Source organism: Flavobacterium sp. (genome assembly GCF_044377315.1).
Classification (GTDB): Bacteria; Bacteroidota; Bacteroidia; order Flavobacteriales; family Flavobacteriaceae; genus Flavobacterium.
This window is the reverse complement of sequence record NZ_JBILJG010000004.1, coordinates 1-20,935: the sequence shown is the minus strand read 5'-3', so window position 1 is coordinate 20,935 and position 20,935 is coordinate 1. Positions and strand designations below refer to the sequence as shown.

Genomic DNA, 20,935 nt, shown 5'->3' with positions numbered 1-20,935 from the left:
GGTGGTAAAAAACTATCTCGAACTTTCCTTAACCAATCGTTTTAATATAGCCCATTGTTTAAGAGCTTCTCTAGCTTCCACTGCTGGATAGCCAAGCATTGTTTTACCAGCTTCAATGTCGCCAGTTACACCTGAACCTGCTCCAACAATTGCTCCATCACCAATAGTGGTGTGGTCTTTTATAGACGCGCTTCCGCCAATAATAACTCCATTTCCTAGCGTTACAGAACCTGCTAAGCCAGAATTTCCTGCCATAATACAGAATTTTCCAAGTTTAGAATTATGACCAATTTGAACTAGATTATCTATTTTGCAACCATCACCCAAAACAGTTGAACTGAATTTTCCTCTGTCAACACATGAGTTGGCTCCAATTTCAACACCATTTCCAATAATTACATTTCCAATTTGAGGAATTTTTACCAAACCTCGTTGCGGATCTGGACGAAATCCAAAACCATCAGCACCAATGGTACAATTAGGATGTAAAATACAATGATTTCCAATATGACATCTTTCTCTAATAACTGCTCCTGACCAAATCACAGTATTGCTACCAATTGTACATTCATCAAGAATGGTAACATTTGGATATATAATAGAATTTTCTCCAATAGTAACATTTGGACCGATATAACAACCAGCACCAACTTTAGTTCCGTTTCCAATTGTAGCTGAAGAATCGATTGTAGCTGTTGGATGAATTTGTGTTGCAAAAACTGGTGGAGCTGGAGCATAGAGTTCTAAAACCTGTGACATGGCTAAATCGGCATTTTTTACTTTAATAAATGCTTTGTTTTCACCAGGTTCAATGGCAATATCTTCGTTTACAACGGCTGCACAAGCGTTTGAAGTTGCCCAATATTTTTCATATTTTTTATTTCCGATAAAAGAAATTTCGGTTGAATTGGCCATTTCCAGTTGTTCTGGAGCGGTTATTTTTGCAGAAGTTGAACCAAGGATTTCGCCTTTTAAAACTTCATTTATTTCTTGTATCGAAAATGCTTTCATATGTAATTTTATAAAATTTATTCAAATAAATGAAAAAAAAGTGAAAGCTTTTTATTTTAGGGTTAAAAAAATATGAAAATTATTTTTTTTATTTTAGCAAATTGTGTTTGTTTAAAAACGGTATTAAAGATACATTTGAGAGTAAAACTATATTTTCACCGTCCAACCAAAAGTATCTTCGGCTAGTTTATATTGAATTTTGGTTAAATCTTCTTTTAATTGCAATGCAAATGATTTGTCTTGTTTAGGCAGTTCATATTCAGTTCCTTGATAAGAGAAAGCTACAATTGGGCTTACGACAGCTGCTGTTCCTGCTCCGAAAATCTCTTTCAAACTACCATTTTTAGCAGCATTTACCAATTCTTCTACAAGCACTGGACGAACTTCTACATTCAATCCGTCACGTTTGGCTAGTTCAATCAAACTTTTTCTTGTTACACCATCTAAAATTCTTTCGCTTGTAGGAGCTGTATATAAGGTATCGTTTATTCTGAAGAAAACATTCATTGTTCCAGCTTCTTCTAGTTTGGTATGCGTCGCATCGTCTGTCCAAATAATTTGTTGAAATCCTTTTTCGTTTGCTAACTTGGTTGGATAGAATTGCGCTGAATAATTTCCGGCCGCTTTTGCAGCACCAATTCCACCGTTAGCAGCACGACTATAATGTTCGGCAATAATAACTTTTACTTCACCTGAATAATAAGATTTAGCTGGCGAAAGTATTATCATAAATCTGTATTGTGTAGATGGTTGTGCGATTACTCCAGAACCAATTGCAATCATAAAAGGTCTAATATAAAGTGTATTTCCCAAACCTTTTTTTACCCAATTTCTTTCGATATCTAAAATAGTTTTTAAGCCATTTATAAAGATGTTTTCGGGAACTTCTGGCATTGCCATTCTTACAGCAGATTTATTAAAACGATTAAAATTTTCGTCGGGTCTAAATAACCACACATCATCATTTTCATCTTTGTAGGCTTTCATACCTTCAAAAATTGCTTGACCATAATGAAAAACCTTGGCTGATGGATCTATCATGAAAGGTTCATAGGGTTTTATAATTGTTTTTTGCCATTTTCCATCTTTATAATCACATAATAACATATGATCAGTAAATACATTTCCGAAGGCAAGATTTTCGAAATCTATAGTGTCGATTTTAGAAGAATTCACTCTAACTATATCGATTTCGTTAGCGTTTAGTATAGCCATTAGTATTTTTAGTTTCTGCAAGTTGTTGTATTTTATTCAAAATCAATAATTTACAATATAGAAGCAGTTGTTATTTAGTTTTTTGCTAAACTAATAAAAAAATGAATTCATTTTGTATTCAAAAGAATTTATTTATTCACTTTTTTAACTTCTATTAAAATGCCAAAATTTATTATATATTGTAGTTAGAATTCTTTAAGAACTAGTTAATTTTGTAGAAAATAAAAAAAACGATACTTCTAATGAAAAAAATAGTTTATGCTGCTAGTATAATGATGGCTTTGGTAAGTTGTAAAAAAGAAAAACCTGTTTCTTATGCTGAATTTGGTGATAAAATAACTGCCGAAAGTGCTATTACTAAAGAAGCATTGCTCGAAAAATATAAGGCAATGAAAGAAACCGATACACTTGAAGTTAAAGTAGCGACTAAAATAGTTGATGTTTGCCAAAAGAAAGGATGTTGGATGAATTTAGATTTAGGAAATAACCAAACGGCTTTTGTAAAATTTAAAGATTATGCATTTTTTGTTCCATTAAATGCTGCCGAAAGTGAAGTTGTGGTTAATGGAAAAGCATTTATCGAGTTAACTTCAATAGAAGATTTAAAAGAATATGCTAAAGATGCAGGAAAATCACAAGCGGCTGTTGATAGTATTGTCGCTCCAGAAACCAATTATTCGTTTATGGCTGATGGTGTTTTAATAAAAAAATAATGTTAATGAAACAGTTAGCAGTAGTTTTACTTTTAATTACAGTTTTGTTTTCTTGCCAGAAAAAGCAAGATGATGCAGATGCTTGTTCTACAGAAGGCAAAGAATTTAAAATGTATGAAATGTCAGAAATGGCAATGCTCATGGAGCAAATGTATGCACACAATCAGCAATTGAGATTAAGAATTATAAAAGGTGATTCAGTCGGAACTTATCCTGATTTTTTTAATAAAATTTACTCAGCAAAGTTTACTACAACCAAGGATAATGATGTTTTTTTTCGGGAAAATGCAAAAAAATATAGTGAAGCGCAACAACTGATTTATTCTGATCCTGAAAATGTAAAAGAAAATTTCAATAAAGGTGTTGATGCTTGTGTAACTTGTCACAAAGGGAAATGTAGTGGACCAATTCCGAGAATCAAAAAATTATATATTAAGTAATTTTGAAACGTGAAATTCTAACCACAAACGACGGTTCTACGACCATTCATTTGCCCGATTGGGATGAAAGTTACCATTCTAAACACGGCGCTATTCAAGAAGCATATCATGTATTTATAAAAAACGGACTTTCCTTATTTGATGGAAAACAAGTTACCATTTTAGAAATTGGTTTTGGAACAGGTTTAAATACTTTTATTACGTATTTAGAAGCAAAAAAAACCAATCAAATTATCGATTATGTTGGAGTAGAAGCTTATCCAGTTTTATTTGATGAAGCTTTGAAAATGAATTATGTATCTGAATTAAATGCAACTGATGCAACTGAAATTTTCTCAAAAATGCATCAATCTTCATGGGAAGAAGAGCATTTTATTTCATCTAATTTTTCATTAACTAAGCGGAAACAATTTTTTCAAGATATTTCAGATGAAAATGTTTTTGATTTAATTTATTTTGACGCTTTTGGCTTTAGAGTGCAACCTGAACTTTGGTCACTCGAAATTTTTAAAAAAATGTATAAAGCTTTAAAAAGTAATGGAGTTTTAGTAACATACGCTTGTAGAGGCTCAATAAAAAGAGCTATGTTAGAATGTGGATTCAAAGTTCAAAAATTACCTGGTGCTCCAGGAAAGAGAGAAATGTTGAGGGCTACAAAAATTTAACGTATTTTTTTGAATTTTGAATTTTAAATATTTTAAATTTGGTATTGTTAAAAGATATACTTTTTACGTTCTTATTAAATCATAGATTTAAAACTATAACCAATTAAAAACTAATTATGTCAAGATTGATTTATGACTATACTAAGTCAGTGCTTGAAAGAGTTAGCTTTGATGCTAAACTTTTTTGCAAAGAATTAGACAAAGCAGTCAGAGTGCTTTTGCCTTATGAATTAGAACAATTAACAGAATGGTTGTTAAATTTTACCAAGGAAAAGCCCGAATTAAGGCAATGTTTACTGATTATCAACAAATAAAACTAAAAGGAACTTAAACGGTTCCTTTTTTTTTATAAAAAAAAGTGTGGTAAATGATATTGAAATTGTTTACTAGTAGATTAAAGAATCTATAATTTTTGTACGATTTTATTTTTAAAATAATTAAAAAGATGTATTTAAACGAATTAAAACGTATTTTGTCGATAAATAATCTAGTTTTATTTTGGTTTATAAAAATATACTTTTTACATTTACAAAATGATTCCCAAATCTTAAGCAAATTATTAACCAAACTAATAACTATTTTATGCCTAGATTGATTTACGATTACACTAAGCTAGAATTAGAGAGTGTGAGTTTTGACCAAAGTCTTTTTAAAAGAAAATTGAAAAAAGCGCTAAACAGTTTGTTACCTTATGAAATAGAGCAACTAATTAAATGGTTAGTTTATTTCACTTCTAACAAACCGCACTTAAAAGAATGTTTAACCGAAATTTCAATAAATAAAGGAGTTTACTAAACTCCTTTATTTAGACGATTTTGGACTTATAATCTGAACATTATTAAATACGATTGCACCTTTTATAACACCAGCAATAGTAGTTCGTAAGGCATCAATAATGTGAATTTTTAATTCGTTTTTTGGATAAATCAAACTAACTTCTCGTGCGGGTTTTGGTTCTTTAAAATGGCGAAGTTTGTTCATGTCTTTTTCTTTCAATTCTAAAGTATGCAAGTAAGGTAGTAATGTTGTTCCTAAGCCTTCATCAGCTAACTTTATAAGTGTTTCAAAACTTCCACTTTCTAGTTGAAAATGATTGTAATCTAGATTATTACTGTTTTTACAAAGGTTTAAAACATTATCTCTAAAACAATGTCCGTCTTGCAATAGCAAAATTTCATCCAAATTCAAATCGCCAATTTCAATTTCTTTTTTACCAAAAGTTGCATGATTTTCAGGAATATAGGCTACAAATGGTTCGTAATACAAAACAATTTCCTTAATCTTTTCTTCATGCAAAGGTGTAGCGGCAATGGCAGCATCTAGATGACCGTTATTTAATTTGAAAATAATATCATCGGTATGGAGTTCTTCAATTTTTAATTTCACTTTTGGATATTTCTTTATGAAATTATTCAAAAACATGGGCAATAGAGTAGGTGTAATAGTTGGAATAATACCTAATCGAAATTCACCACCAATAAATCCTTTTTGCTGATCTACAATATCTTGTATTCTATCGGCTTCATTAACGATATTTTTAGATTGAGTAACAATTTTTTGACCAATTTCAGTTAATTGAATTGGTTTTTTTGATCTATCAAAAAGCTGAATATCCAATTCTTCTTCTACTTTTTGAATTTGCATACTCAATGTAGGTTGGGTAACAAAACATTTTTCGGCTGCTAGTGTAAAGTTCTTGTATTCGGCTACTGCCAAAACGTATTTAAGTTGAGTAATTGTCATTGTATAATAAAATTTGATGCAAATATAAAAACTATCAATTAAATTGATATCTTTAATTCTAACTTATTAAAATAATTAAAAATAAATCTCTTTTTTTTGTTAAATTTTTAATAATGGCTTTTTATTATGTTAAGAAAAGTTAGTTTTGCAGCATGAAGTCAATTGCAAGAATTTTAATGGTTCTTTTTATTTCTTTTCTTTCAGCACCTACCTTGGTTAACTTGATTGAGAAGAATACTGACATTTCATTGTTTTACAGTTTAGCAGAAAAAGAAGAAATTCAAAAAGACCTAAAAGAAATCAAAGCTGACTTAAAACAACAATTTGACTATCCTTTTTTGAATACAAATATTAAATTAAATACAAAATTTGTTTCAAAAAACATTTTACTTCACGACAATGTTTCCGAAGAAATATTTTCACCTCCGCCAGAATTGGTTTAATACATCCCGACTTTTCGTTTTTCAAATTGTTTGAAACGATATTTTTTATATATTAAATTAATTTATTGGTATGACAAAAAAAATCAACCTTTTTGCTAACCTTAAATCTGATTTTGCTTCAGGTTTAGTGGTTTTTTTGGTGGCGTTGCCGCTATGTTTAGGTATTGCAATGGCAAGTGGAGCTCCTTTATTTTCTGGAATTATTTCGGGTATTATAGGTGGTATCGTTGTGGGGTATTTAAGCCAATCTCACTTAAGTGTTTCTGGCCCAGCTGCAGGATTAACTGCAATAGTTCTAACTTCTATTACCGATTTAGGAGCCTTCAATATCTTTTTATTAGCTGTTGTATTAGCCGGTTTAATTCAATTAGTATTAGGATTCTTAAAAGCGGGTTCAATTTCTAATTATTTTCCAAATAATGTTATAGAAGGAATGCTTGCAGGTATTGGTGTTATTATACTATTAAAGCAAATTCCACATGCTTTTGGATATGATGCCGATTATGAAGGTGATATGTCTTTTGATCAGGCTGATAATCAAAACACATTTTCTGAACTATTAAACATGGTTGATAAAGTAAATTTTGGTGCTGTAAGTATTACATTAGTATCATTATTAATTTTAATTTTATGGCCAAAAATTGAATTATTCAAAAAAATTAAAATTGTGCCACCTGCCTTAGTTGCGGTAATTGTGAGTATTTTAATTAATGAATTTTTTATTCAATCGGGTTCAAGTTTACAGGTGTTAAAAGAGCATTTAGTTAGTTTACCTGTTCCACAATCTGTTGATGATTTTAAAGCAATTATTGTATTTCCTGATTTTTCTCAATTTGCAAATCCTAAAGTATGGATTGTTGCAATGACAATTGCAATTGTTGCCTCTATTGAAACTTTATTGTGTATTGAAGCTTCTGACAGAATGGACGCTCAAAAAAGATATACTAATACTAATGTGGAGTTAAAAGCTCAAGGTATTGGTAATCTAGTAAGTGGACTTTTAGGTGGTTTACCAATGACTTCTGTTGTAGTAAGAACTACAGCAAATAATGCAGCTGGAGCAAAATCTAAAATGTCATCAATTATTCACGGAATATTATTGTTAGTTAGTGTTTTATCAATACCTTTTTTATTGAATAAAATTCCTCTTGCAACACTTGCAGCGGTTTTATTAATGATTGGTTATAAATTAGCTGTACCAAATATCAAACATTTTGCTAAATACATGCCAATTGCAATGAATGTTATGGTTGCAATTATAGTTGGCCTTTTGATAGCTGTTAAAAATTCAGACAGTATATATTTAAAACTAGCATTAGGTGTTGCAGTAATTGTATTAATAGTTTACATGTATTTCAAAGCTAAAAATGACAAAGAATTTGCAGTTAAAATTAATCGAAATCAATATTTATATTTTCCGTTTTTTGCTACCATTATAGCAGTAGTTTTTACTGATTTGCTAAAAGGAGTTGCATTAGGTATGATCTTAAGTGTGTATTTTGTATTGAAAGGCAATATGCAACGTGCTTATGTTTATAGAAATGACGAGTATAAAGAAGGTGATGTCATTCATATTGATTTAGCCGAAGAAGTTTCGTTTTTAAATAAAGCGGCAATCAAACAAACATTAACAAATATTCCAGAAAATTCTAATGTAATTATTGATGCATCTAAAACAGTTTATATCGATTTTGATGTACTAACTTTAATTAAGGAATTCAAAAAAACACATTCTAAAACCGAAAATATTAAGGTTAAATTAGTAGGCTTCAAAAAAAATTATAATATCCAGGAAACCGTAGAAGAAGATAAACATGTTTTTGTTGAAGCAAAAGATAAACCGGTTAAATAGTTAATGAAATAATGACTAAACTAGTTAGATTCTTTTTAATTGTGTGCATTGGTTTCACAAGTATTTCATTTTCTCAGCAGTCTGAAGCAGGAAATTGGTTCATTTATTTTGGAAATCAAGCTATAAACAAAAAATGGAATTGGCATAACGAAGTTCAATATCGAAGTTTTAACTTTATTGATGATGCCAATCAATTGCTTTTAAGAACTGGAATAGGTTACAATTTGTCAGAAAACAATAATAACCTTTTGTTAGGCTACGGGTTTATAAATACACAACGTTATGTTGCAAATTCTGATGAAAAAGATAGCTTTAACGAGCATCGCATTTATCAGCAGTTTACTACACGCCAAAATTTTGGAAGAGTTTATTTGCAACATCGTTATCGATTAGAAGAGCGATTTCTTCCGGATGATTTTCAATTGCGTTTTCGCTATTTCTTAGCAGTAAATTTACCATTGAATAAAAAAACAATGGAAAAAGATGCAATTTATTTATCAACCTATAATGAAATGTTTATTAATACCGAAAGTCCAATTTTTGATAGAAATCGATTATACGGTGCTTTAGGATATGTAATCAACAAAAACTTTAAAGTTGAAGCCGGAATTATGGCTCAAACTTTAGAAAAAACAAATCGCAATCAATTTCAAATTGTGATTTTTAATACTTTACCTTTTTAATAAAAATAAAAATTAAATAAAAAAATATATAATGAAAGCACATAGCAAAGAAACACAATCAAATATGACTCCAAAAAAAGCCTTGGAGTATTTAAAAGAAGGAAATACAAGATTTATGAGTAATTTAAAAGCTCATAGAAATTTATTAGAACAAGTTAATGATACTCGTGACGGGCAATGGCCATTTGCAACGATCTTAAGTTGTATTGACAGTAGAACATCAGCCGAATTAATTTTTGATCAAGGATTAGGAGATGTTTTTTCGGTAAGAATTGCTGGAAACATTGTAAACACTGATATTTTAGGAAGTATGGAATTTGCTTGTAAAGTTGCAGGTTCTAAACTTATTGTGGTACTTGGTCACAGCAAATGTGGAGCTGTAAAAGGTGCTTGCGACCATGTAGAAATGGGCAATTTAACGGAGTTGTTATCTAAAATTCAACCAGCAATCTATCAAGAAAAAATAACTACAACTGATAGAAGTTCAAAAAACTCAGAGTTTGTAGAAAATGTTGCTGAGATTAATGTAAAACGTAACGTTAAGAGCATTTTAGACCGTAGTGATATTTTAAAACAAATGGTTGAAAATGGAGAAATTGGTATTATAGGTGCAATGCACAATCTTGAAACAGGAGAAGTTACTTTTTATGAAGATGCATCTTTTATTAAAGATTAAGTTTAATTAATTATTTATTCAAAACCATTAATCAATTAAAGATTAATGGTTTTTTTATATTTACATTTGAAAAAAAATAAATAAATGAGTCAATTCTACAAACAACTTTTAGAGAACAATAAAAAATGGGTTGAGAGTCAATTAGCTCTTGATTCCAATTTTTTTAAGGATTTAGCAAAAGGTCAAAATCCTCAATTATTATGGATTGGTTGTTCTGATAGTCGTGTGCCTGCCAACGAAATTGTAGGTGGAAAACCAGGTGATGTATTTGTTCATAGAAACATAGCTAACATGGTGGTTCATAGCGACATGAATATGCTAAGTGTTTTAGATTATGCCGTAAATGTTTTGAAAGTAAATCACGTTATTGTATGTGGACATTATGGATGTGGTGGCGTAAAAGCAGCTATGGAAAACAACTCAATTGGTATTATCGACAACTGGATTCGCCACATTAAAGATGTTTATCGTTTGCACAAAAAAGAGTTAGATGCCATCGAAGACAAAAAGGAAAGATTTAATAAATTTGTAGAAACCAATGTTCGTGAACAGGTGTTAGACTTAGCTAAAACATCGATAGTTCAAGCAGCTTGGCAAAAAGGACAAGAAGTTACTTTACATGGTTGGGTTTACGGATTAAACGATGGTTATGTAACCGATTTGAATGTAAATTTCAGTAGTAATAAGGATTTAGATGCTGTACATCAACTGTATTTTGATATTTAATCTTCTAAATTTTCATTAAAAGCTGAAGGCAATAATTGTGGAATAAATTTTATCAATATTGGTAATAATAAACCGCCGCCAGGGAGTAAAAAGATTGTTAAAGACGGAATGCTTTTGCAAATGTCGAGTAACTGTTTTTTCACTTTCTTTTTTTCTTCTGTACTCAAATCTTTTTGGGTTGATTTGGCTAAAAGTTGCATTAATTCTTTACTTTCAGAGATTTCTTTGGTCAATCGTTTTTGGTTTCTTTTTATTAAAACCTTAACACCAGTAGTAGTTTGATCGTAAAAATGCTTTACCGGGTTGGAATAATTAAAATACTGAATTTCCTTTTTGTGTAAGGTTATAAATTTATTGGTTGCAAGAACACTTTCTGCAACAAATCCTTCTGAAATGGACATGACTTTTCCTAATTTATCAAGGAAATACACTTCTTCATTTTCTACTTTTCCATCGTTCCAAAGTGTTATGCCCGCTAAGTCTAGCAGGTAATAATTCTCTAAATTATTGGTAAAATAATCTAAAGGCAATTCGTCAAGATTCTGAATATTTACTTTTGAAAATTTGGTATAGCGAACAGATGCTTCAAAAAGTTTTATTAACAAATCATCATGTTGCGATTTGACCGTTTTAATTTTTAACGAAAGTGAAACAATACTCATAATCGTTTCTTCCATTCGTTTTAAATATTTTTCTGGAATTTCGCCTTTTTGCAAATACTGTTGAAACGCCAAAACATCTACAAACAATAAGGCATTAGTAACAATATGAGAAAAGTTTTTGCTTATAATATCTTTGTTAGTTTGAACGCGTTCGTTTATCAAAGTTTCCAATTTTGAACTTGCCGAAGACGAAATAATTTTTCGGATAAAATCAAAATTAGACGGCGTCATTTCTTTGTAAAAAGCCACCGTTTTTTTGATAAAATCTTCCGAATTGGTTTCTTTTTTACAAAATTGATATACATCGTAAAGCGTTGTCAATAAGGCAATTTTAGAAATTTCATCCGATTTCCATTGCGAAATATCAATTATCGGGTTGGAATGTATCGAAATGATGTGACCATAGATAAATCCTGTTTCTCGAATACTTTTGTAAAGCGATAAATCATCAACAAAAGCCTCGTCGAACATTGTTTTTTGTTCAACAAAATACTTATCAATCCAACCGTTTGCTGATGGGTTTATCATTTCTTACTTTTGAAATGCAAAGCTATATAAAATTAAGAAAGTGGAAGAATTTTAGGGTCTAGATTTTATGTTTTTATCACAAGGGCGAATTATTTCATCAATTCTTGTTTTGCGTGTTTCTTCACGTTTGGCTTGGTTGAGCCAATACAAATAACTTTTTCGGCATGAAGGACTAAAATTAGGATAATTGTCGAAGGTTGTTTTATTATTTTGAAAAGCAAATTTAAAGTAGTTCAAATTCTAAAAAAAAAAACAAATTCCAAAGTGAGATCCGCCGCTGCGGATGACAAGTTTGTGGAAAGAAAAACTGTTTGGAAAAACTGTTATTCTATCTGCAAACTACTTTCCTCCAACTTCCAACTTCCAACTTCCATCTTCCAACCCAAACTAAGACTTCTGCTCTTTGTTAAAGTAAACCAAGTAGTAATACATTTGTTTTTCTTCGTCCCAGCCTTTTTCTACATATTTTTCGGCACTTTCTGGGTTTATGAAATCTAGTTTTATCTGAATATTGGTATCCAAGTTGATGACGTTTTTTATCGATTTTCGGGCATCACTTACTGCGGCATTGGCAATAGGGAATGAGGTAATATCTTCGATAGAGTATTTTTCGCCTTTATCAACTTTGTAGTTTTTGAATTCCGAAATCAAATCGGGATTGTCTATTACTTCGTTCATAAAGTTGGTTTCTTCAAACGCATCGTTTTTGGCAAAATAATTCACCGACCGGTTCATGAACATTACTTCTTCTTTTTTGTCTTCGGCTGGCAAAACAACATCTTTGGCAAATCCTTGACAGAATTTTAGATACTTTTTAGTAATGAAGTTTTCGTCTTCAAAAGCATCTACATTCAAGAAATGTTCTAACCAATAACGCGCGTCATAGCGATTGCTGTCAACTGTTAGGATTTTGTAACCTTCGTCTTGTTTGTAGTTAAAGATAAGGCAACCTTTGTCTAATTTGTTAAGGTTAATTCCTTGTTGCAAATGCATTTCGAGGTTAGAACCTTTTTCTTCAAACTGTAAAAAATCGCTTTGAATTTCGCTTTTAAAAATTCCAATAGCATCCACCACATTATTATCGATGTTAATATTGGTTAAGTGCGTAACATACACTTCACCATTCTTAATATGCGGATGATTGGATTGCTCAAACAAGTGTTGTGTAATCTTTTTAGAAACATCATGAATATTCGACGGATTAGCAAAAACTTCTGTCGAAAACTTAAACATTTCGTTGTAATCTAAGTCAATTTCGTGAGCAAACTGATAGTAGTTTTCTTCTTTATCACGAAAAGGTTTCAGGAAAAACTCTTTCAATAACGGTGTAATCTCGTCGTTGATAGCAAAAGTGTTTTCCGATAAAAAGATAGCTTCGTTACGGCTTTTATTCCCTACTCGGTGAATAGATAAGCTGTCGATGTGGGTGTTATATAGGTTGATCATTTTTTTATTTGTTTTAGGGTTTAAAAGTTTAAAAGTTTAAAGTTGTTTAAAAGTTTAAAGTTGTTTAAACGTTTAAGGTTGTTTAATTTTGTTTTTTTAGGAGTCTATAAACTTTGTCCCTTTGTAATCTTTTTTGTTTAAATAGGTTATAAAATTGTGTATTTTGATGCTTAATTTTTCGTAATCAGAAACTAAAACGGTTACCTTTTGTTCGTCAATATACTCATTATCAAAAACGCGGTACAACTGTGATCTTGATTCACCAGCGGAACCTTTGGCAACAGATAAAAATTGACGAAACTCTCCATTTCCATTTCTTTCAAATCCTTCGGCAATATTGTCCATTACTGAGCCAGATGAACTTTTAATTTGGTCTTTAAGTTTAAAATCGTATTTTAAATCAGTTGTTTTACAAATTAAAATTATTTCTTTTGAAAGTCTTCTTGCTTCTATCCAAATTTCTAAATTTTCAAACTTTTTTACAGTAGCCATAAAACAACTTTAAACTTTTAAACCTTAAACAACCTTAAACAACCTTAAACAACCTTAAACAACCTTAAACTATTTTTAATTCCAATTCTCTTCAAACCCGTAATCTTCAAAGCTGTCGTCAGTTCCAAAAGCATCTAAATCATCTTCATCTAGGTCGTCTTCAAATTCGTTGTAAGCTTCTTCGTCATCTTCGGCAATAAAGTGTTTTTCCATCGCTTCAGCTGGCATTTCGCCGTGAGAAAATAACAAATCTGGATAAGTAACTCCAGTTTGAACTTCTTCAACAGCAGCCAATTCGACTAAAAATGTCCACATATTGATAAAGTCGTACACATAGATGATTTTGGTATTTTCCTCGTCAAGAATATCCGACAATTGGTAATCGCTCATAATACGATTTTCACCAGGAACATCACCAGCGTCAAACATCGGAATTTCATCTTCTTGATTCCATGTATCGTCGCATGTATAAAACGAAGCTACTTCTAGTCCGTCAAATCCAAAGCCGTTTACAATAGCATTGTGTAAATCCTCTAAAGTAGCGTCTTCTTGTATCGCAATATCTCTGAAAACATCCTCTTCGGCATCGAGAATTACTCTAAATTTATAAATCATAATCTTTATTTTTTTTCGAATGCCAAAGGTAAAACTAAATTTCAGATTTCAGATTTCAGATTTCAGATTGTTGATAAGATTTTTTTAATTGAAATTCACACGAATCAAAAGTTTAATTAATTTTACTAATTATAATCTGTAAGTTGATTTTTATAATTCGTTTAAAAATTGAATAGATTTTTAATCTTCATTCTATTGGTAAGTTATAGTTTTTAAACTTTCAAAATACCTCTAAAACCTCTTACAGCATAGTAAGATTCGGCTCCATTATGGTAAACAAAAACTCTTCCAAAACGCCAATCTCCAAAAATGGCGCCACCAAGTTTTCTTATTTCTAAAGGTGTTGCCAACCAACTTGAGGTTTTGATGTCAAAATTTCCGTGTTTTTGTAGCTCATGGTATTAATTTTAAGTAAGTAGTTCAATTACCATTTCTTAAAAAAAAACGCCCCAAATCAACTAAGTTTTGAGACGTTTTTGTGTAAAAACTAACGTAATTAATAACTTGTTATATCACCTGAACCTGTAACTTTTGAATCGATAGTTTCAGGTTTTGATTTGTAATGAATGTTACCACTACCAGCTACAGAAGCTTTGAGTTTGTTGGTGCAGTTTACTTTTAAGTCGCCCGAACCAGCTACAGAAACAAAGGCGTTTTGAGCTATTAGTTTTGTACAACTTAAGTCACCTGAACCGGCTACTTTAGCTTCTAATTCTTCCGTAGTTCCAGTAATTTTCAAATCGCCCGAACCTGCCACTGAAGCAATCAAATTTTTGGTGTCAACCGAAAAATCACCATCTCCAGAACCTGTTAATTTAATTTCAAAATCGGCAGCTTTCACAGTGTCTTTAGTTGTAATTTCTCCAGAACCGGTAAAGGAAACGGCACTAATTTCTTCAAAAGGAACAGTAATTACAATGTCAGAATGATAAGAATAGTTTTTGTTTTTTTCAAAACCAATTTTGAGCTTTGAACCATTGACTTCAGTAACAATGTGATTTATAATATTCTCATCGCCAGAAATTGTGATAGTTCCTTCTTTTCCAGCGACTAATTCAACGTTAAATGATCCACTTGCTGAGATTTCATCATACGACTCGGTCGTTCTGGTAATGGTCGTTTGAACACCGTTTTCTTTTATTTTTTCTTTATTCCATTGAGCATTTGTTGTTGAAATACTCATAAATGCTATTAATAATACTATTTTTATCATGATTTTTATTTTGTTAAAAGTTGAACGCTTCCGTAATTGGTTGAAATTTTCATTGTTGCTTTTCCTTGACTAATATGATAACCGGAATAGGCTTTTGATGTGTTTTTTTCTGATTTTTGAGTGTATTTCAAATCTAATTCATCTTTGAACGATCCATAACCAAGATTTATATCAAAATTGAACGCAAAATCAGAACTGCAAGTTATTTTTGAATTGGTATAATTTCCATATATCGCAATAGCATCTGTTTTATTTGAGACTGAAAATTGAATATCACTATAATTTGAACTTATGTTGATTGCGTTTCCAATTTCGCCCAATTTTAATGTTAGATAATTGCCATCAACGGCTATTTTTTGAATAGAACTTGCTTTGATTTTGGTATAATTGGAAGACAAATTCAATCCGCCAACGTTTTGAAAATTGAAAGTATTGTAGTTACCATCAATATTTATATGGTTTACTTTCTGAAAATCAACATCTGAATATTGACTTTCTAAATTCAACTTGTCAATAGAATTTATAGATGAATTTGAGGAATAGGCAATGCTTATATTGTTAGTTTTGTTGTTAAATTGTCCAAGAATAATGCTTCCATAATGACAAGTTATATCAGAACTTCCGTTTAATTTTTCTACAATAATATTTCCGTATTTGTTGTTCAAATCAATGTTTCCATTTCTTGGAATTTTTATGGTATAATTTATTTCGTAACTTATATTGCTACTTTTCCATTCTTTGGTTGTGAAAATTGTCTTAGCAGAAACTTTGCTTGTTGTGGCTGTAAAATCAACATCGATAGAATTGATTCTTTCATTGATTTTCTTCTCGCTATTGCCAGAAACTTTAATATTTACTTGAATTGAAATTTTGTTTTCATCCCATAAATACACATTTACATTTCCGTACGAATTGGTTATGTTTACTTGCGCATCTTCGTTGACAGCGTAGGTTTTTGAAATAGTTTTTTCTTTATTGTAAGCATGATTATCGTCATTATATCCAAAAGAAAGTATTGGAAATAGAACAATAATAAATACTATTTTAACTATGGTTTTCATTTGCTTCAATTTTTAATTTATTGATAGTTTCGACTTGGTCTAATACCGATTTTATAAAGGTAATTCGGGTTTGCATATTGGTAATCATGGCATAAATAATCTGTTTGTTTTCGCCATTTTTTATGATTTCTTGTTTCAAATTTTCATAATCTTTTTCTAGTGCTTCCATTTGTTTCAGGGCATCATTTATAAGTGCTTTACTTTGTGGTGTTTCCTTTTTCTTTAGCATTTCAAGTTCGACATTGATTACAGACGAAAAATAATCGTGCGTTTCTTGTACTTGAGGCGAAAAAGCAACTTCTTGTTTTTTTTCTGAAGTGTAATTCAGATATAAAATCCCAAAGCCAAATAGGAGCGAAGCCGCAATAGACAGCGGAATCCAATTTCTTTTTTTCTTAGGCTGTTTATTTTTCAATTTATCTAAAAATCGATTTTCATGACCTTGATTGGGTATATCAAAATCCCAATTGTCTTGAGTTTTAAATAAATCTTCTATTTTATTATTGGTACTCATAAGGCATTTAATTTTGTTCTCAAACTTTCTTTTGCTCTGCTCATCATCGTTCGGCAGTTTTCGTAACTTATATTTAGTATTTGTGTAATCTCTTCTAAATCATAACCTTCAATAAAAAATAAGGTTAAAATAATTTTGTAATTGGGTTTCAAGTTTTGAATGGTTTTTAAAACGGATTCAGCTTTTAGTTCACTATATGAAATGCCATTATCATTACTGTCATCAATTACTTCAGTATTTTCATCAAGTGTTTCTATTTGATGTTTTGATACTTTTTTATATTCATCAATACTGTTATTTACTACAATTTTCTTCAACCAAGCGCCAAATGTTACTTTTCCGCTATACGAATCCAACTTGGTAAACGCTTTCAAGAAACTTTCTTGCATAATATCTTCAGCCAATGCATAATCATTAACAATTCTGAAAGCCACATTAAACATTGCTTTATAATATTTATTATAAATGGTTAGTTGCGCTTTTTCATTGTTCTCTTTGCACAGATTGAGAAGAATGGCAATATCTACTTCTTGGTTTTTCAAACGTTTTGGTTAGTTAATCTATATAAAAGACAGTTGGGTTTTTAGAATGTTACAGTTTTTGAAAATATTCTTTATAAAAATAAAAAATCCAGACGATTAATCTGGATTTGTATGCAATATAAATTCTTTAAGTTTATTTAAAATAAGAAAAACTATGATTGTTTTCTATTTGCAACAAACTCTCATAAATCAGTTTGATTACATTTTCTACATCATCTCTATGAACCATTTCTACAGTGGTGTGCATATAACGCAATGGTAATGAAATTAATGCAGAAGCAACACCGCCGTTGCTATAAGCAAAAGCATCAGTGTCTGTTCCAGTAGCACGAGATGTAGCATGGCGCTGAAACGGGATTTTGTTTTTCTCTGCTGTATCAACAATTAGTTCTCTAAGTTTATTCTGAACAGCTGGTGCATACGCAATAACTGGACCTTTGCCCATTTGCAAATCGCCTTCAATTTTCTTATCAATCATAGGAGTAGTGGTATCGTGACAAACATCGGTTACTATGGCAACATTTGGTTTGATAGTTTGCGTAATCATTTCGGCACCTCTAAGTCCAATTTCTTCCTGAACAGAGTTTACAATGTATAATCCAAAAGGTAATTTCTTCTTGTTTTCTTTTAGCAAACGGGCAACTTCTGCAATCATAAATCCGCCCATTCTGTTATCAATAGCTCTGCAAACAAATTTATCTTTATTCAAAATCATGAACTCATCAGGATACGTAATAACACAACCTACATGAATTCCTAATTTTTCAACTTGTTCTTTGGTTTCACAACCGCAATCTATAAAAATATTGAACTGTGTAGCAGCTTCTTCCTTTCCACGTCCACGAGTGTGAATCGCTGGCCAACCAAAAACACCTTTTACAATTCCGTTTTTAGTATGAATGTTAACGCGTTTTGAAGGCGCTATTTGATGATCAGAACCACCATTTCTTATTACATATATAAGTCCGTTATCGGTAATATAGTTTACATACCACGAAATTTCATCCGAATGTCCTTCTATTACTACTTTAAAAGGTGCATCTGGGTTTATAATTCCAACGGCACTTCCGTATGTGTCGGTTATAAAAGTATCAACGTAAGGTTTTAGATAATCCATCCAAAGTTTTTGCCCTTCACTTTCATATCCTGTTGGTGAAGCATTGTTCAAATATTTTTCTAAAAATGAAATAGATGATTTTGTAAGTATTGATTTTGTTGCCATAAAATATTTTTTTGCTAAAATATAAATTTGGCATTACACTTGTTATATATATTGTATAATTTTGGTAAATAATTACAAGTTTATGAATTCGCTAAAGTATTTTGTTTTTTGTTTAGTTGTTTCTTTCACGGCAAACGCCCAAGTTATCCAGAAAGATACGACCAAAATGGGTTACGATATCAAAGATATAGACACACTTTCTAACGAACCAATTCAGTTAGAAGAAATACTTGTATATAAGGAGAAACTCGATCCCGAAGCAAAAAAGCAATACTTATTATTAAGAAATAGAGTTTACAAAACATATCCTTATGCCAAAATCGCATCTGAAAGACTAACCATACTCAAAAAGAATATGGATAAACTCAAAACCGAAAAAGAAAAAAGAAAGTATTTCAAAATCGTAGAAGACTACATGGAAAACGAATTTGAAGCCCAACTCAAAAAATTGTCTCGCAAACAAGGTCAAATTTTGGTTAAGTTAATCCACCGCCAAACAGGCTTTACAACTTATTCACTTATTAAGGACTATAAAAGCGGCTGGAAAGCATTTTGGTCTAACAATACCGCCAGATTATTCGATATTAATCTCAAAACCAAATACGCACCGTATCAAGTCAATGAAGATTTTCTTATCGAAAGCATCTTGTATCGTGCCTTCAATTCAGGTAGATTAGTAAACCAACCACCAGCCAATCCAGTCGATTACGACGAATTATACGAGCATTGGCAACAACTCGCTGTAAAAATTAATAAGTAGTTTTTTTCTAGTAGCTACTCGCGCTTTTCGTTGCAATCTTGCCCAAATTTGGCAACTTTTCTACGTTTTGCAAGGAGCTTCCGTTGGTCGCTCTTTCAAAAACGAGAAAAAATAAGCCAAATTTGAGCAAGGATTTCCACTACAATCACGGCTATGGGATTCGATTTTCAAAAGAGATTGATACTAAACCAACAAAATTTGTTTTCCAAAAACCGCATATTCAGTGTTTTAAAAAAAAGAATAAAAAAGGTTTGATTTAAATTTGGAAAGGGTAAAAAAGAATTATTATATTTGCACCCCGCAATAGGGAAGTTCGTTGATATAGTGGTAGAGTTTAGGCGGAAATAAAATTTTAAAATTATTTTCAAAAAAGCTTGCCAGATAAAAAAGAATGATTACTTTTGCACCCGCTAACCGCAAGAGAGGCGAAAAGAAGAAGACACGTTCCTAGACATATTGAATTGACAGCCGTTTTTAAAAGAGATTTTAAGAACAAACAAAAAGAGAGTAAGAGAATCGAGAGATTTGAAAAGAGACTAGAAATTCGTCTAAAAAACAGTCAAGCTTAGCTTGACAAACAATATACGATGAAGAGTTTGATCCTGGCTCAGGATGAACGCTAGCGGCAGGCTTAACACATGCAAGTCGAGGGGTAGTATAGCAATATATGAGACCGGCGCACGGGTGCGTAACGCGTATGCAATCTACCTTTTACAGAGGGATAGCCCAGAGAAATTTGGATTAATACCTCATAGTATCTTCGAGTGGCATCACTTGATTATTAAAGTTCCAACGGTAAAAGATGAGCATGCGTCCCATTAGCTAGATGGTAAGGTAACGGCTTACCATGGCTACGATGGGTAGGGGTCCTGAGAGGGAGATCCCCCACACTGGTACTGAGACACGGACCAGACTCCTACGGGAGGCAGCAGTGAGGAATATTGGTCAATGGGCGCAAGCCTGAACCAGCCATGCCGCGTGCAGGATGACGGTCCTATGGATTGTAAACTGCTTTTATACGAGAAGAAACACTCCTTCGTGAAGGAGCTTGACGGTATCGTAAGAATAAGGATCGGCTAACTCCGTGCCAGCAGCCGCGGTAATACGGAGGATCCAAGCGTTATCCGGAATCATTGGGTTTAAAGGGTCCGTAGGCGGTTAGATAAGTCAGTGGTGAAAGCCCATCGCTCAACGGTGGAACGGCCATTGATACTGTTTAACTTGAATTATTAGGAAGTAACTAGAATATGTAGTGTAGCGGTGAAATGCTTAGAGATTACATGGAATACCAATTGCGAAGGCAGGTTACTACTAATTGATTGACGCTGATGGACGAAAGCGTGGGTAGCGAACAGGATTAGATACCCTGGTAGTCCACGCCGTAAACGATGGATACTAGCTGTTGGGAGTAATCTCAGTGGCTAAGCGAAAGTGATAAGTATCCCACCTGGGGAGTACGTTCGCAAGAATGAAACTCAAAGGAATTGACGGGGGCCCGCACAAGCGGTGGAGCATGTGGTTTAATTCGATGATACGCGAGGAACCTTACCAAGGCTTAAATGTAGTTTGACCGATTAGGAAACTAGTCTTTCGCAAGACAAATTACAAGGTGCTGCATGGTTGTCGTCAGCTCGTGCCGTGAGGTGTCAGGTTAAGTCCTATAACGAGCGCAACCCCTGTTGTTAGTTGCCAGCGAGTCAAGTCGGGAACTCT

The 20,935-nt window shown here is 31.9% G+C and carries 24 protein-coding genes, 1 rRNA gene and 1 pseudogene; 12 read left to right on the top strand and 14 right to left on the bottom strand.

The genetic code is table 11. The annotated features are described in order from the left end of the window. Positions 1-12 precede the first annotated feature (12 nt). On the bottom strand, positions 13-1,011 hold the full coding sequence (gene lpxD / locus ACIQ66_RS02030) for a UDP-3-O-(3-hydroxymyristoyl)glucosamine N-acyltransferase (RefSeq protein ID WP_396211144.1): 999 nt from the start codon (positions 1,009-1,011) through the stop codon (positions 13-15). Between the two features lie 147 nt (positions 1,012-1,158). Next, complete coding sequence (locus ACIQ66_RS02025) at positions 1,159-2,226, bottom strand: branched-chain amino acid aminotransferase (RefSeq protein ID WP_396211143.1); 1,068 nt, start codon at positions 2,224-2,226, stop codon at positions 1,159-1,161. A gap of 242 nt (positions 2,227-2,468) precedes the next feature. Between ACIQ66_RS02025 and ACIQ66_RS02020 the strand changes: the two genes are divergently transcribed. The 5 genes from ACIQ66_RS02020 (at position 2,469) to ACIQ66_RS02000 (ending at position 4,839) form a co-directional block, all read left to right on the top strand. Beyond that, positions 2,469-2,939, top strand: a complete 471-nt coding sequence (locus ACIQ66_RS02020; protein ID WP_396211142.1) for a DUF4920 domain-containing protein — start codon at positions 2,469-2,471, stop codon at positions 2,937-2,939. 5 nt (positions 2,940-2,944) lie between these two features. Further along, entirely contained in the window at positions 2,945-3,379 is a 435-nt protein-coding gene (locus ACIQ66_RS02015; protein ID WP_396211141.1) for a hypothetical protein, read from the top strand. Between the two features lie 2 nt (positions 3,380-3,381). Continuing rightward, positions 3,382-4,044: a tRNA (5-methylaminomethyl-2-thiouridine)(34)-methyltransferase MnmD gene (gene mnmD / locus ACIQ66_RS02010; protein WP_396211140.1), complete on the top strand. Its 663-nt coding sequence runs from the start codon at positions 3,382-3,384 to the stop codon at positions 4,042-4,044. A gap of 116 nt (positions 4,045-4,160) precedes the next feature. Continuing rightward, complete coding sequence (locus tag ACIQ66_RS02005) at positions 4,161-4,358, top strand: hypothetical protein (protein ID WP_396211139.1); 198 nt, start codon at positions 4,161-4,163, stop codon at positions 4,356-4,358. Positions 4,359-4,626: 268 nt separating this feature from the next. After that, entirely contained in the window at positions 4,627-4,839 is a 213-nt protein-coding gene (locus tag ACIQ66_RS02000) for a hypothetical protein (protein ID WP_396211138.1), read from the top strand. Positions 4,840-4,845: 6 nt separating this feature from the next. Here the strand turns inward: ACIQ66_RS02000 and ACIQ66_RS01995 are convergent, their stop codons facing one another. Further along, positions 4,846-5,787 carry a LysR substrate-binding domain-containing protein gene (locus ACIQ66_RS01995; protein ID WP_396211137.1) on the bottom strand — a complete coding sequence of 314 codons (942 nt, stop codon included), beginning with the start codon at positions 5,785-5,787 and terminating at the stop codon, positions 4,846-4,848. A gap of 152 nt (positions 5,788-5,939) precedes the next feature. Between ACIQ66_RS01995 and ACIQ66_RS01990 the strand changes: the two genes are divergently transcribed. The 5 genes from ACIQ66_RS01990 (at position 5,940) to can (ending at position 10,167) form a co-directional block, all read left to right on the top strand. After that, positions 5,940-6,230 (top strand): hypothetical protein, encoded by a 291-nt coding sequence (locus ACIQ66_RS01990; RefSeq protein ID WP_396211136.1) that lies wholly within the window; start codon positions 5,940-5,942, stop codon positions 6,228-6,230. A gap of 70 nt (positions 6,231-6,300) precedes the next feature. After that, the gene (locus tag ACIQ66_RS01985; protein WP_396211135.1) at positions 6,301-8,082 is read left to right on the top strand and encodes a SulP family inorganic anion transporter; all 1,782 of its coding nucleotides are present in this window, start codon (positions 6,301-6,303) and stop codon (positions 8,080-8,082) included. 11 nt (positions 8,083-8,093) lie between these two features. Beyond that, on the top strand, positions 8,094-8,765 hold the full coding sequence (locus ACIQ66_RS01980; protein ID WP_396211134.1) for a DUF2490 domain-containing protein: 672 nt from the start codon (positions 8,094-8,096) through the stop codon (positions 8,763-8,765). Positions 8,766-8,796: 31 nt separating this feature from the next. Next, the gene (locus tag ACIQ66_RS01975; protein ID WP_396211133.1) at positions 8,797-9,441 is read left to right on the top strand and encodes a carbonic anhydrase family protein; all 645 of its coding nucleotides are present in this window, start codon (positions 8,797-8,799) and stop codon (positions 9,439-9,441) included. An 84-nt stretch (positions 9,442-9,525) separates the two neighbouring features. Beyond that, positions 9,526-10,167 carry a carbonate dehydratase gene (gene can, locus ACIQ66_RS01970; RefSeq protein WP_396211132.1) on the top strand — a complete coding sequence of 214 codons (642 nt, stop codon included), beginning with the start codon at positions 9,526-9,528 and terminating at the stop codon, positions 10,165-10,167. On the opposite strand, the gene ACIQ66_RS01965 is transcribed toward can, so the two are convergent. The 11 genes and pseudogenes from ACIQ66_RS01965 to ACIQ66_RS01915 form a co-directional block, all read right to left on the bottom strand. Continuing rightward, entirely contained in the window at positions 10,164-11,357 is a 1,194-nt protein-coding gene (locus ACIQ66_RS01965; RefSeq protein WP_396211131.1) for an LETM1-related biofilm-associated protein, read from the bottom strand. The two genes, can and ACIQ66_RS01965, sit on opposite strands and share 4 nt — an antisense overlap. A 51-nt stretch (positions 11,358-11,408) precedes the next feature. Beyond that, positions 11,409-11,594: a YdeI/OmpD-associated family protein gene (locus tag ACIQ66_RS01960; RefSeq protein ID WP_396211130.1), complete on the bottom strand. Its 186-nt coding sequence runs from the start codon at positions 11,592-11,594 to the stop codon at positions 11,409-11,411. Between the two features lie 150 nt (positions 11,595-11,744). Next, a complete protein-coding gene (locus ACIQ66_RS01955) occupies positions 11,745-12,803 on the bottom strand; it encodes a nucleoid-associated protein (RefSeq protein WP_396211129.1) in 1,059 nt (352 codons plus the stop codon). A 96-nt stretch (positions 12,804-12,899) separates the two neighbouring features. Further along, complete coding sequence (locus tag ACIQ66_RS01950; protein WP_396211128.1) at positions 12,900-13,295, bottom strand: four helix bundle protein; 396 nt, start codon at positions 13,293-13,295, stop codon at positions 12,900-12,902. A 75-nt stretch (positions 13,296-13,370) separates the two neighbouring features. Continuing rightward, the gene (locus tag ACIQ66_RS01945) at positions 13,371-13,910 is read right to left on the bottom strand and encodes a hypothetical protein (RefSeq protein ID WP_396211127.1); all 540 of its coding nucleotides are present in this window, start codon (positions 13,908-13,910) and stop codon (positions 13,371-13,373) included. 212 nt (positions 13,911-14,122) lie between these two features. After that, positions 14,123-14,311 (bottom strand): annotated as a pseudogene (locus ACIQ66_RS01940) (DUF4256 domain-containing protein); the annotation flags it as partial. 95 nt (positions 14,312-14,406) lie between these two features. Further along, entirely contained in the window at positions 14,407-15,123 is a 717-nt protein-coding gene (locus ACIQ66_RS01935; protein ID WP_396211126.1) for a head GIN domain-containing protein, read from the bottom strand. A 5-nt stretch (positions 15,124-15,128) separates the two neighbouring features. Continuing rightward, the gene (locus tag ACIQ66_RS01930) at positions 15,129-16,184 is read right to left on the bottom strand and encodes a hypothetical protein (protein WP_396211125.1); all 1,056 of its coding nucleotides are present in this window, start codon (positions 16,182-16,184) and stop codon (positions 15,129-15,131) included. After that, on the bottom strand, positions 16,168-16,698 hold the full coding sequence (locus ACIQ66_RS01925; RefSeq protein WP_396211124.1) for a hypothetical protein: 531 nt from the start codon (positions 16,696-16,698) through the stop codon (positions 16,168-16,170). The genes ACIQ66_RS01930 and ACIQ66_RS01925 overlap by 17 nt, the downstream gene beginning before the upstream one ends. Next, positions 16,695-17,240, bottom strand: a complete 546-nt coding sequence (locus ACIQ66_RS01920; protein ID WP_396211123.1) for an RNA polymerase sigma factor — start codon at positions 17,238-17,240, stop codon at positions 16,695-16,697. The genes ACIQ66_RS01925 and ACIQ66_RS01920 overlap by 4 nt, the downstream gene beginning before the upstream one ends. A 133-nt stretch (positions 17,241-17,373) precedes the next feature. After that, positions 17,374-18,462, bottom strand: coding sequence for a M42 family metallopeptidase (locus ACIQ66_RS01915; RefSeq protein ID WP_396211122.1), 1,089 nt, complete (start codon positions 18,460-18,462; stop codon positions 17,374-17,376). Between the two features lie 82 nt (positions 18,463-18,544). On the opposite strand from ACIQ66_RS01915, the gene ACIQ66_RS01910 reads away from it, so the two are divergent. Further along, positions 18,545-19,222, top strand: coding sequence for a DUF4294 domain-containing protein (locus ACIQ66_RS01910; protein WP_396211121.1), 678 nt, complete (start codon positions 18,545-18,547; stop codon positions 19,220-19,222). A gap of 584 nt (positions 19,223-19,806) precedes the next feature. Next, positions 19,807-20,935 (top strand): 16S ribosomal RNA (locus ACIQ66_RS01905); the annotation flags it as partial.